This is a genomic window from Mesorhizobium sp. WSM1386, assembly GCF_055901595.1.
Map to the genome: position 1 here is coordinate 5,219,976 of NZ_CM148373.1, position 12,312 is coordinate 5,232,287.

Consider the following 12,312-nt stretch of genomic DNA (forward strand, 5'->3'; position numbering starts at 1 on the left):
GATTGAGAAGAGGACACCCTTCGCACGGGTGGGGTCAAATGGCATCCGATTATACGAGTGCCGCTCGTGCTGTTTCGACCTCGGCGGAACTCCCCACCGACGCGGTGGCGATGTCGCGGTTGATGCGCCGCGCCAGCCCCGACAGCACCTTGCCGGCGCCGATCTCGTAGAGCGCGGTGACGCCGTTGGCGCCGAACCATTCGACGGTCTCGCGCCAGCGCACGCGGGCGACCACCTGCTCGACCAGGCGCCGCGAAATCTCGTCCGGGTCGCTCGTCGGGGTGACTGAGACGTTCGAGACGATCGGAACCACCGGTGCGGCCTTGGCCACTTTGGCGAGCGCGTCGCGCATGATCTCCGCGGCCGGCGTCATCAACGCCGAATGAAAAGGTGCCGAGACCTGCAGCATCAGCGCCCGCTTGGCGCCCTTTTCGGTGCAAAGCCTGGCGGCCAGCTCGACCGCGGCCTTGGCGCCGGAGATGACCAATTGGCCGCCGCCATTGTCGTTGGCGACCTGGCAGACAGACCCTTTGGCCGCTTCAGCGCAGGCAGCTTCGACATCCGCCTGCTCCAGTCCGATGATCGCCGCCATGGCGCCCTTCCCGGGAGGTACCGCCGCCTGCATGGCGTTGCCGCGAATGCGCAGCAGCCGCGCGGCATCGCCAACGGAAACGAAGCCCGCGGCGGCCAGCGCCGAATATTCGCCCAGCGAATGGCCGGCGACATAGGCGACCTTGTCCTTCAGCGAGAACCCACGCGATTCCAGCGCCCTGATGGCCGCCAGCGATACCGCCATCAGCGCCGGCTGTGCGTTGGCCGTCAACGTCAAGGCCTCTTCGGGACCTTCCCAGATCAGCTTCGACAGGTTTTCGCCGAGCGCGTCGTCGACTTCCTGGAAGACCCTGCGCGCCTCGGGAAAGCTATCGGCGAGATCCTTGCCCATGCCAACAGCCTGGCTGCCTTGTCCCGGAAAGGTGAATGCGACGGCCATGCGAGGCTCCCAAGGGCTGGTTTTGCTTGCCTGATAGGCGGGTTTTTCTTGCCTGTGACGCAAGGCAGGCCGCCAAGTCAAGTCCAGTTCGCCCCTGCCGGGCGGCTTCGTCAACCGCCGAGTGCCTGTTCCCAAAGGCTTTTTGGCGATCACTCCTGATGAAAACCGCTCACGAATCGTTTGCTGGCTCTTCTTATTTCCGCCACAGGCGCTAGCTTTGCGTGACAATTATATGACAATCGAGTGACGTGTTTGTCGCTGGGTGGGGAAGTTGAAGTGACAAAGAGTTCGAAACGTAGCGGTAAAGCCGTGCCGCAATTCCTGGAAGACGATCCGTCCACCGGCTACCTGCCGGGCCGGAGATGGCCGGTTGTCCGTTACGGGCTGATCAGCCTGGCGATCGCGGCCATCCTGGTGTTCGCCATCGAACTGATCGTGCGCGGTGATTTCGCCGGCACCGTCTCTTTCTTCCTGCAGCCGCTCAAGCCGGGCTGGACCACGATCGTCGTGTTCGCGCTGATCCTGATCGGCCTCGACGCCGTGCTCGGCCGTAGCCACCAGAGCCTGATGATCGTGGCTCCGCTGACCCTGTCTTTAGCCTTTGTCGGCCATCAGAAGTCGCATTATCTCGGCGATCCGCTCTATCCGACGGATTTCCTCTACGCCCGCCAGATCGTCGCCCTGCTGCCATTGCTGGTGCGCGACCGGCCAATGACCGCGCTCGCCATGGTCGTCGGCATCGTCGCCGGCCTGTCGCTGCTCGTCTATGGCTGGCGGCTGTGGCGCCGCAAGGTCCTCGCACTCAGCCGAAAGGGCCGCCTCGCCCGGCTGACGCTGGCGGTTCCGCTGCTCGCCTTCTTTGTCTCAATCATGGACTACGCCACCTTCTCGTGGACCAGGGACCGGCTGCAGATCATTCCGATCATGTGGGACCAGAAGGAAAACTACGCCTCCAACGGCTTTGCGCTCGCCTTCGCGCTCAACGTGCCGATGGCGCATGTCTCGGCGCCGGCCGGCTATTCCGACAAGGCGATCGCAGCGATCGAGAGGCCAGCGGTGACAGCCTCCGTGCCCGCCGAGAAACCGGACATCATCGTCGTCATGAGCGAATCGTTCTGGGATCCGACCAAACTGCCCGGGGTAACCATCACGCCGGACCCCATTCCCAATGTGCGGGCGTTGCGCTCGGGCTATATGTTCTCGCCCGAATTCGGCGGCATGACCGCCAATATCGAGTTCGAAGCGCTGACCGGCTTCTCGAACGCCTTCCTGCCGGCCGGCAGCATCCCCTACCAGCAATATGTGCGCACCCCGACGCCGTCGATGGCAACCTTCCTGAAGAGCGAGGGTTATCAGGCGCGTGCCATACATCCAGGCACCAACTGGTTCTGGAACCGTGGCGCGGTGTACGCCGATTTCGGCTTCAACGACTTCAAGTCTGAAGAGACGCTGCCGCCGATGGAGAAGCGCGGACCGCTGGCATCGGATGCGGCGATGACCGACGAGATCATCCGCGAAGCCGACGCCAGCGAGCAGCCGGTGTTCTTCTTCGCGGTCAGCCTGCAGAACCATGGTCCCTACGAGCCGAACCGCTACTACAACCCGACCCACAAGGTGCAGGCGCCGATCAGCCAGTGGGCGCGTGAATCGCTGCTGAGCTATGCGGAGGGATCCGCGGATGCCGATCGCGGTCTCGAGCGCCTCGTCGAATGGGCAAAGAAGCGCTCCCGTCCCACGGTGATCGCCTTCTTCGGCGACCATCTGCCGCCGCTGGGCCCGGTTTACGTCGAAACCGGCTTCCTCAAGGACAATGTCGCGCCGCGCAAGGAGGCGTCACCGCAGGATGCCCTTCAGCATCACGAGACGCCGCTGGTCATCTGGTCGAACCGCACCGGCCCGGCCGAGGATCTGGGCGCGGTCAGCCCCGCCTTCCTGCCTTATCATATCCTGAAGACGGCCGGCATCACCCATCCCTACTACACGGGCTTCCTGGGCGAGATGCGCGAACGCTACCGCGTCGTCGACCGCAACCTGTTGCTGACACCGGCCGGGGAAGCCACGCCCGACTGGGCGCGGCAGAAGGACATCGACCCGGCGATCCGCGACTTCCGCCTGCTGCAATATGACATGATGTTCGGCAAGCGGCACGCGGCGCCGGACTTCTTCCCCGAAACGATCGACAAGGTCGTCGCCCACATGAGTTGAGCCTGGCAATCCCTCTGAGGGGATCGAACACTCAATTCGTCAGTTGCAGCTTCGAGAACTTGTTGGCGATCTGCTCTTGAGAAGCATCTCATCCCCGGAAATGCTTGCCGCTGCGGGGAAGTCGCAAGGTCTTGCGGTCGTCGCATTTGATCTTCCCCTCCGACATCGCCCCCTTGCGCCACAGGCTCCCCTGCGACATCGCGAACGCCGCACGCCCTTGCCTTCCCTGCGGATTGCTATATAGACGCCCGCAATCTGCCGGTCCTAGCTGGGGGCTGAACGGAGGGCCGGAGGTTTTCTCAAAAACCTTCGCGTGAAGCCAGAAGTGCTTCCGCCTCCCGTGTCTCCGCTCTCGACCGTCTCGTCATGCTCCTTTCTTCCCCGCCCCTCAAGGGATCCGGGTCAGAGAAGTTGCAGAGGCTTTTGCCGCCGGGAACCGGGAGAGAAACGAAGAAAGGCACGAAGACATAATGGCTCTTTACGAACATGTGTTTCTTGCCCGGCAGGACCTCTCGCAGCAGCAGGTCGATGCGCTTGTCGAACAGTACAAGGGCGTCATCGCAGCAAATGGCGGGTCCGTCGGCCGGGTCGAGAACTGGGGACTGAAGTCCCTCACCTACCGGGTCAACAAGAACCGGAAGGCATACTACGCGCTGATGGACCTCACCTGCCCGCCGGCAGCGCTCAACGAGATGGAGCGCCAGATGGGCCTGTCCGAGGACGTGCTGCGCTTCCTGACCATCAAGGTCGAGGCGCATGAGGAAGGCCCCTCGGCGATGATGCAGAAGCGCGAAGAGCGCTCGGAGCGCGGTGGCTTCGGCGACCGCGACCGTGGTGACCGTGGCCCGCGTTCGTTCGGCGACCGCGATCGCGGCGACCGTCCGCCGCGCAGCTTCGGCGATGCCGGTGGCGAGCGTGGTCCGCGCCGTCCGCGCGAAGGCCTTGAAGGGGGTGCAGAATAATGGTCGACATCAACCAGATCCCGACCCGGCGCCCGTTCCACCGTCGCCGCAAGACCTGCCCGTTCTCCGGCGCCAACGCGCCAAAGATCGACTACAAGGACGTGCGTCTCCTGCAGCGCTACATTTCCGAGCGCGGCAAGATCGTGCCGTCGCGCATCACCGCGGTCAGCCAGAAGAAGCAGCGTGAGCTGGCCAAGGCGATCAAGCGCGCCCGCTTCCTCGGCCTGCTGCCTTACGTGGTTCGCTAAAATTTCTCCGAGCGGGCGGCTTTGTCGCCCGCTTTTCTCCACGGCGACGGGCGCCGCTGGAGTGTCTTGATGATGCATGTCGTTGTCCCAAAACCGGGAAACCACTTTTGGGCGACATGCAGGAAATCCCGGGTTGAGGCCAAAGCCTCTAACTGCCGACAGGCAGGACAGCGACACCGGCGGCAACGCCCCTTTGCTTCCTGACCTGTTCCCAAGAATCGGCATCGATCCCGAGATCGATGCCCAACTGAAAGGAACAAAACCATGGAAGTCATTCTTCTCGAACGCGTTTCCCGCCTCGGCCAGATGGGTGATACCGTCAAGGTCAAGGACGGCTTTGCCCGCAATTTCCTCTTGCCGCAGGGCAAGGCGCTGCGCGCCAACGAGGCCAACAAGAAGAAGTTCGAAGGCCAGCGCGCCCAGCTCGAGGCCCGCAACCTCGAGCGTAAGTCGGAAGCCGCCCAGGTTGCCGAAAAGCTCGACGGCAAGAGCTTCATCGCCGTCCGCTCGGCCGGCGAGACCGGTCAGCTTTACGGTTCGGTGTCGACGCGCGACATCGCCGACCTGCTGACGGCCGAAGGTTTCACGGTCAACCGCAACCAGATCCAGCTCAACCAGCCGATCAAGACCATCGGCGTCACCAATGTGGCGATCGCGCTGCATCCGGAAGTCGAAGTCACGATCACGCTCAACATCGCCCGCACGGCCGACGAAGCCGAACGCCAGGCCAAGGGCGAGACGCTGACCACCGCCGAAGCCATTTATGGCGACGACATCAACGACAACGCCCGGCCGGAAAACTTCTTCGATCCGAATGCCGAGTTCGAAGGCGGCGAAGACAACGCCTGATCTTACCCCGCAGGGATTGGAGCCAAGCTCCGATCACATTGCCGTTATCCGTCCTTTGTGGACCAACGCCCGGGCCTCTCGCCCGGGCTTTTTTGTGCCAAAAGGAACTTTCCGGGTCCCCATATATTGTTGCAGACTAGATCGTCGCGCGTCCTTTGGACGCGCAAAGGACGTTGTGGAATTGGAGTTCGGCGCATAATCCTGTCCGAAAGTCGATTGCGGTTTTCGGGCCATGCGTAAGGCACCCTGGGGGCATTAGGTCATGAATATTCTCTTGAAGCGCGTTCTCGATCGCCTGGTTCGCACCGGCAGTCTCAAAGTGACCGGGCCACAGGGCTCGACATTCGTATTCGGCGACGGCAGCGGCGAGCCGGTGCATCTGCACATCAAGACCCGACATGCCGAACGCGCCATCACGTTCGATCCGATGCTGGCGGTGCCTGAATCCTACATGGACGGCGAACTCGACATTCTCGAAGGCGGAGTGCTCGGGCTGATGCGCATTGCCTTCCAGAACATGGGCAGTGGCGGCATCGACGCGACCTGGTCGAAAGCCATCGAGGGCCTGCGCCACGCCTTCCGCCGCCTGCAGCAGATCAACACCGCCTCGCGCTCGCGCCGCAACGTGCAGCGCCATTACGATCTGTCGGGCGATCTCTACCGGCTCTTCCTCGACGAGGACATGCAGTATTCCTGCGCCTATTTCGAACAGCCGGACATGACGCTGGACGAGGCGCAGGCCGCCAAGAAGCGCCATATCGCCGCCAAACTCAGGCTGAAGGCCGGCCAGACGGTGCTCGACATCGGCTCCGGCTGGGGCGGGCTTGGCCTCTATCTCGCCAAGGCTTTCGACGTCGACGTGCAGGGCGTGACGCTGTCGACCGAACAGCATGGCGTGGCCACCGATCGGGCGCACGCGCAGGGGCTGGAAAGCCACGTCCATTTCGAGCTGAAGGACTATCGCGAGCTCAACGAGCGTTTCGACCGCATCGTTTCGGTCGGCATGTTCGAACATGTCGGCGTCAACCACTACCGCACCTTCTTCGACAAGTCCGCGACGCTGCTGAAGCCTGACGGCGTGATGCTGCTGCACACGATCGGCCGTTCCGGCGTGCCGTGGGCGACCAGTGCCTTCATCCGCAAGTACATCTTCCCGGGCGGCTACATCCCGGCAATGTCGGAGGTACTGCCGGCGATCGAGAAATCCGGCCTCGTGGTCACCGACGTCGAGATCCTGCGGCTCCACTATGCCGATACGCTGAAGCACTGGGGCCAACGCTTCGCCGCCAACCGCGACAAGGCCAAGGCGATCTACGACGAACGCTTCTGCCGTATGTGGGAATTCTATCTGGCCGCCTCGGAAGCCGCCTTCCGCTGGCAGGACCTGGTCATCTTCCAGTTCCAGATCACCAAGAAGAACGACACGCTGCCTATGGCCCGAGACTATATGGCCAAATGCGAAAAGGCGCTGGAAATGCGTGACCTGGGCCGCCGCGAGGCGGCTCCCGTCGAGAAGCCCGCCAAGCCTGCCCGTCGCCGCAAGGTGGCGGAATAGAAACGGGAACGTCCGTACGCTTTCGCTGTTGGTGCTTGCCTTCGCACGCCCCTGCCCTGAAAAAGGCCTCGTGATCGTCGCGAGGCCTTTTTCATGAGCTATCTCCTTTATGTTGCCGCGGCCCTGGCCGAGATCGCCGGCTGCTTTTCGGTATGGGCATGGTGGCGGCTGGAAAAGTCGCCGCTCTGGCTGGCACCGGGCTTCGTCTCGCTCGTCCTGTTCGCCTGGCTCCTGGCACTGGTCGACATCAATGCGGCGGGCCGTGCCTATGCCGCCTATGGCGGCATCTACATCACGGCGTCGCTCGCCTGGCTGTGGCTGGTGGAAGGCGTGCGGCCCGACCGCTGGGATCTTGCCGGTGCGGTCCTCTGCATGGCCGGAGCCTCGGTCATCCTGCTCGCACCGCGCGGAGCCTGACCATGGAATTGCCAGCGCCACTTCGCCAAGGGGTCGAGCGCCTGCTTGAAAACGTTCCGCTCGCGACCCTGAAGCAAGCGGCGAAAACGCTTTCCGACCGCTACCGTGCCGAGCTGCGCGACGGCCGCCTGCACATGGCGCAGGATTTGGCCGTGCAGGCTTATCTCGCGACGCGGCTGCCAGCGACCTACGCCGCGGTCCGCGCCAGCCTTGGTGCGCTGAATGAAGCCCGGCCGGATTTCGTCCCGAAAACCCTGCTCGATATCGGTGCCGGGCCTGGTACGGTGCTTTGGGCCACGATGGACCTCTGGCCCGATCTCGAACAGGCGGTGCTCCTCGAAGCCAGTGCGGCGGCACGCAAGGTCGGCGAGACGCTCGCCGCCGGCGCAGTCGCTGCCCGGACCAAATGGCTGGCCGGCGACGCCACCATCGACCTCGCCGATCTCGAGCCGGCCGAGCTGGTGACGTGTACCTATGTGCTGGACGAGATCATTCCGGCATCGCTGCCGAAGCTTGTCGACCGGCTTTGGCACCTCACGGCCGACACGCTGCTCGTGGTCGAGCCGGGCACGCCTGCCGGCTGGCAGCGAATCCTGGCGGTGCGCGCGCGGTTGATCGCGGCGGGCGCGCATCTGCTGGCGCCTTGTCCGCATGAGGCGCCTTGCCCGCTCGCCCCGCCCGACTGGTGCCACTTTTCCCGCCGCGTCGCCCGCTCGCGCCTGCACCGGCTGGCCAAGGAGGCGGAAGTGCCGTGGGAAGACGAGAAGTTCATTTTTGTCGCCGCCTCGCGCCAACCGGCCGCCGCGCGTGCCGCGCGGGTGATCGCACCGCCAAAGTCCGGCTCCGGCAAGGTTCTGCTCAAGCTTTGCGAAACGGACGGCAGCGCCGACGAAAAACTGCTGACCAAACGCGACGGTGATCTGTTCAAGGCGGCACGGCGCCTGGACTGGGGCGATACGCTGGGCGAAGGAAGCGCCTGATCGCCAAGTTTGTTCTTGATCTGTTCCAACGACTCGGGTAGGGACTGCGCCTTTCGGAGTCAATCGGAATCGGGGCTTGGAAGCACTCTCCTGTGGACGGTTCGCCGAGCCTGTGAACAACGGGCATCAAGGCTGGTTGGTCATGCGATGATGCAGAAAGGTCAGCATCGATTCGTCTCGTTCTGATATCGAGAAGCCGGGATCGACATCGGGGATATCATGGCAGAGGCAGCACGAAAATTCGGCGTGGCGGAGCAACCGCTATATCGCGAATCGCCCAACAACATCGAGGCCGAGCAGGCGCTGCTTGGTGCGATCCTCGTCAACAACGATGCCTTCTATCGTGTCTCCGACTTCCTGAAGTCCGGCCATTTCTACGAACCCCTGCACCGCAAGATCTTCGATGTCGCGGCCGAGCTCATCCGCATGGGCAAGGTGGCGACGCCGATCACCTTGAAGACCTTCCTGCCGGCCGATGAGAAGGTCGGCGACATGACGGTGGCGCAGTATGTCGTGCGGCTGGCGGTCGAGGCCGTCACCGTCGTCAACGCCACCGACTATGGCCGCGCCATCTACGATCTGGCGACGCGCCGGGCGTTGATCACCGTCGGCGAGGACATGGTCAACATCGCCTATGACGCGCCGGTCGACATGTCGCCATCCGAGCAGATCGAGGATGCCGAACGCCGCCTTTTCGAACTGGCCGAAACCGGACGCTACGATGGCGGCTTCGAGAGCTTCACCGACGCGGTCAAGACCGCGGTCGACATGGCCAACGCCGCCTATATGCGCGACGGCCATCTGTCGGGCCTTGCCACCGGCATGCGCGATCTCGACCGCCGCATGGGCGGCCTGCAGGCGTCCGATCTGATCATCATCGCCGGCCGTCCAGGCATGGGCAAGACGTCGCTCGCCACCAACATCGCCTTCAACATCGCCGAGATGTATGAGCCGGCGCAGCAGGCCGATGGCTCGTTCAAGGCGGCCAATGGCGGCGTCGTCGGCTTCTTCTCGCTCGAAATGTCCTCCGAACAGCTCGCCACCCGCATTATTTCCGAACAGACGGAAATCTCCTCCTCGAAGATCCGCCGCGGTGAAATCACCGAAATGGACTTCGAGAAGCTGGTCGCCTGTTCGCAGACCATGCAGAAGATCCCGCTGTTCATCGACCAGACCGGTGGTATCTCGATCGCCCAGCTCTCGGCCCGTGCCCGGCGGCTGAAACGCCAGCGCGGCCTCGACCTGATCGTCATCGACTATATCCAGCTGATGCAGGGTTCGAGCGCCAAGTCTTCGCAGAACCGCGTGCAGGAAATCACCGAGATCACCACCGGCCTGAAGGCACTGGCCAAGGAACTGGCCGTGCCGATCATCGCGCTGTCGCAGCTCTCGCGCCAGGTCGAAAGCCGTGACGACAAGCGCCCGCAGCTTTCGGACTTGCGTGAATCGGGTTCGATCGAGCAGGACGCCGACGTCGTGATTTTCGTCTATCGCGAGGAGTATTACCTCAAGAACCGCGAGCCGAAGCTCGGCACGGAAGAATACGTCAAGTGGGAAAACGAGATGAACGAAATGCGCGGCAAGGCCGAGGTGATCGTGGCCAAGCAGCGCCACGGCCCGACGGGCTCGGTCACCCTTGCGTTCCACGGTGAGTTCACCCGCTTCTCCGATCTGGCTGAGGAACATCATATCGCGGAGAGGTTCGAGTGACCTCTTGAGACAGGCCTCGTTCCGTCCCGCCCCCCTCTGTCCTGCCGGACATCTCCCCCTCAAGGGGGGAGATTGGATGTCACGCAGGCTTTCGCCAATTACCAACCTAGAAAGACGGGCGGCAGGATCGAAGTTGCTGATCTCCCCCCTTGAGGGGGAGATGTCCGGCAGGACAGAGGGGGGCGCTGTCCCGCCGGCCTGTCTATGGTTTGCACATTCTACCGACCCGGCGCGGCTCCATGGCTAAATCCCGCGTCCAGTTCATCTGCCAGAATTGCGGGTCGGTGCATCAGCGCTGGGCCGGCAAATGCGATGCCTGCGGCGAGTGGAACACGCTGGTCGAGGAAGGCACCTCCGGCGGCATCGGCTCCGGCCCGGCCAACACGCGCAATGCCCGCAAGGGCCGTGCGGTGGTGCTGACCACACTTTCCGGCGACATCGAGGATGCGCCGCGCATCGTGTCGGGCATCGGCGAACTCGACCGCGCCACCGGCGGCGGTTTCGTGCGCGGCTCGGCGCTGCTGGTCGGCGGCGATCCCGGTATCGGCAAATCGACACTTCTTACCCAGGCTGCCGCCGCCCTTGCGTCCCGGGGCCACCGCATCGTCTATGTCTCGGGCGAGGAAGCGGTCGCCCAGATCAGGCTGCGCGCGCAGCGATTGGGTGTTGCCGACACCGCGGTGGAGCTGGCCGCCGAAACCAATGTCGAGGACATTCTCGCCACGATCGCCGACGGCAAGCGGCCGGATCTGGTCATTCTCGATTCCATCCAGACACTATGGACCGATCTTGCCGATTCCGCGCCTGGCACCGTTACCCAGGTGCGCGCTTCCGCCCAGGCGATGATCCGCTATGCGAAGTCGACGGGTGCGGCGATCGTTCTTGTCGGCCATGTCACCAAGGAAGGCCAGATCGCCGGCCCGCGCGTCGTCGAGCACATGGTCGATGGCGTGCTCTATTTCGAGGGCGAAGGCGGCCACCACTACCGCATCCTGCGCACGGTGAAGAACCGCTTTGGACCGACCGACGAGATCGGCGTCTTCGAAATGTCGGACAAGGGCTTGCGCGAGGTCGCCAACCCGTCGGAGCTGTTCCTGGGCGAACGGCATGCGAAATCCCCGGGGGCTGCCGTTTTCGCCGGCATGGAAGGCACCAGGCCCGTCCTGGTCGAGATCCAGGCGCTTGTCGCGCCCTCCTCGCTCGGCACGCCGCGCCGGGCTGTGGTCGGCTGGGACGGCGCGCGGCTGTCGATGATCCTGGCGGTGCTGGAAGCCCATTGCGGCGTGCGCTTCGGCACCCATGACGTCTATCTCAACGTCGCCGGCGGTTACCGCATCAGCGAGCCGGCCGCCGATCTCGCGGTCGCAGCCGCACTGGTTTCCTCACTCACCGGTCTTGCCCTTCCCGCGGATTGCGTCTATTTCGGCGAAATCAGCCTTTCGGGCGCGGTGAGGCCGGTTGCGCATGCGCAGCAGCGCCTCAAGGAAGCCGAAAAGCTGGGTTTTGGTAGCGCGGTTCTGCCCTTGGGCAGCGAGGAACTTGCTGGGGGGATCGGGGCCGGCGCTTTCCAGCCCACCGAGCTTGCCGACCTCGTGGCACGCATAGCCGGCTCACGCCGAAGCCGTGTGGACGACGAAGAATAACGCGGCTCGTCGAGCCGTGAAAAAGAGATCGGAGTGGGGCGAAAGACATGCCGATTACGCTGCTTGACGGAATTCTCGTCGGCTTCACCCTGGTCTCGGCGATGCTCGCCATGGTTCGCGGCTTTTCGCGCGAGGTCCTTTCGGTCGTATCGTGGGCGGCGGCCGCGGCGGCGGCTTTCTTCTTCTATAAGCCGGTCCTGCCCTATCTGAAGCCTTACATAGACAACGAGAAGATCGCCATGGCGGCCTCCGCCGGCGTCGTCTTCGTCATCGCGCTGATCGTCGTTTCGGTCATCACCATGAAGCTCGCCGACTGGATCATCGATTCGCGGATCGGCGCGCTCGACCGCACGCTCGGTTTCCTCTACGGCGCCGCGCGCGGCATACTGGTCGTCGCTGTCGCCTTGTTGTTCTTCAACTGGCTGGCCGGCGCCAAGGCACCGGCCTGGGTGACGGAAGCCAAGTCGCGGCCGCTGCTGGAGCAGATCGGCGCCAAGCTCGAGAGCCTGCTGCCGGAGGATCCGGAAAACGCCATCCTCAAGAAGCTCAATCCGAATCAGCCGGCCGCCGAGACGCCTGCCGCACCGGATGCACCGGCAGCGGATGCGCCTGCCGGCGGCGACGATGCCAATGCGCCAGCGCCCGACGACAACGACGCCGCTCCTGCCGACAACATGGCCAAGCCGGCACCGGCAGCGCCTGCAAACTGACGGCCGAAACGGGCGTCAGGACCGACGATGGTGTGAACGACT

11 protein-coding genes are annotated in these 12,312 nt (G+C 63.8%); 10 read left to right on the top strand and 1 reads right to left on the bottom strand.

The window, feature by feature from the left end:
• Nucleotides 1-49: 49 nt before the first annotated feature.
• A complete protein-coding gene (fabD, locus tag AC0NIH_RS25720) occupies nucleotides 50-991 on the bottom strand; it encodes an ACP S-malonyltransferase (protein ID WP_473462378.1) in 942 nt (313 codons plus the stop codon).
• Nucleotides 992-1,243: 252 nt separating this feature from the next.
• Between fabD and AC0NIH_RS25725 the strand changes: the two genes are divergently transcribed.
• The 10 genes from AC0NIH_RS25725 to AC0NIH_RS25770 all read left to right on the top strand — a co-directional run bounded on the left by AC0NIH_RS25725 (nucleotide 1,244) and on the right by AC0NIH_RS25770 (nucleotide 12,270).
• The gene (locus AC0NIH_RS25725; RefSeq protein WP_473462689.1) at nucleotides 1,244-3,196 is read left to right on the top strand and encodes an LTA synthase family protein; all 1,953 of its coding nucleotides are present in this window, start codon (nucleotides 1,244-1,246) and stop codon (nucleotides 3,194-3,196) included.
• Nucleotides 3,197-3,666: 470 nt separating this feature from the next.
• Nucleotides 3,667-4,158, top strand: a complete 492-nt coding sequence (gene rpsF / locus AC0NIH_RS25730; RefSeq protein WP_473462381.1) for a 30S ribosomal protein S6 — start codon at nucleotides 3,667-3,669, stop codon at nucleotides 4,156-4,158.
• Nucleotides 4,158-4,406 (top strand): 30S ribosomal protein S18, encoded by a 249-nt coding sequence (gene rpsR, locus AC0NIH_RS25735; RefSeq protein ID WP_006203718.1) that lies wholly within the window; start codon nucleotides 4,158-4,160, stop codon nucleotides 4,404-4,406. The genes rpsF and rpsR overlap by 1 nt, the downstream gene beginning before the upstream one ends.
• Nucleotides 4,407-4,670: 264 nt before the next feature.
• The gene (gene rplI / locus AC0NIH_RS25740) at nucleotides 4,671-5,255 is read left to right on the top strand and encodes a 50S ribosomal protein L9 (protein WP_013896306.1); all 585 of its coding nucleotides are present in this window, start codon (nucleotides 4,671-4,673) and stop codon (nucleotides 5,253-5,255) included.
• 262 nt (nucleotides 5,256-5,517) lie between these two features.
• On the top strand, nucleotides 5,518-6,810 hold the full coding sequence (locus AC0NIH_RS25745; RefSeq protein WP_473462384.1) for a class I SAM-dependent methyltransferase: 1,293 nt from the start codon (nucleotides 5,518-5,520) through the stop codon (nucleotides 6,808-6,810).
• Between the two features lie 93 nt (nucleotides 6,811-6,903).
• Nucleotides 6,904-7,227, top strand: a complete 324-nt coding sequence (locus AC0NIH_RS25750; RefSeq protein WP_023768556.1) for a YnfA family protein — start codon at nucleotides 6,904-6,906, stop codon at nucleotides 7,225-7,227.
• A gap of 2 nt (nucleotides 7,228-7,229) precedes the next feature.
• The gene (locus tag AC0NIH_RS25755; RefSeq protein WP_473462386.1) at nucleotides 7,230-8,207 is read left to right on the top strand and encodes a small ribosomal subunit Rsm22 family protein; all 978 of its coding nucleotides are present in this window, start codon (nucleotides 7,230-7,232) and stop codon (nucleotides 8,205-8,207) included.
• A 219-nt stretch (nucleotides 8,208-8,426) separates the two neighbouring features.
• Complete coding sequence (locus AC0NIH_RS25760) at nucleotides 8,427-9,917, top strand: replicative DNA helicase (RefSeq protein WP_013896310.1); 1,491 nt, start codon at nucleotides 8,427-8,429, stop codon at nucleotides 9,915-9,917.
• 239 nt (nucleotides 9,918-10,156) lie between these two features.
• Nucleotides 10,157-11,560, top strand: a complete 1,404-nt coding sequence (gene radA, locus AC0NIH_RS25765) for a DNA repair protein RadA (RefSeq protein ID WP_013896311.1) — start codon at nucleotides 10,157-10,159, stop codon at nucleotides 11,558-11,560.
• A gap of 47 nt (nucleotides 11,561-11,607) precedes the next feature.
• Nucleotides 11,608-12,270, top strand: coding sequence for a CvpA family protein (locus AC0NIH_RS25770; protein ID WP_224690029.1), 663 nt, complete (start codon nucleotides 11,608-11,610; stop codon nucleotides 12,268-12,270).
• The last annotated feature ends 42 nt before the right edge of the window (nucleotides 12,271-12,312 follow it).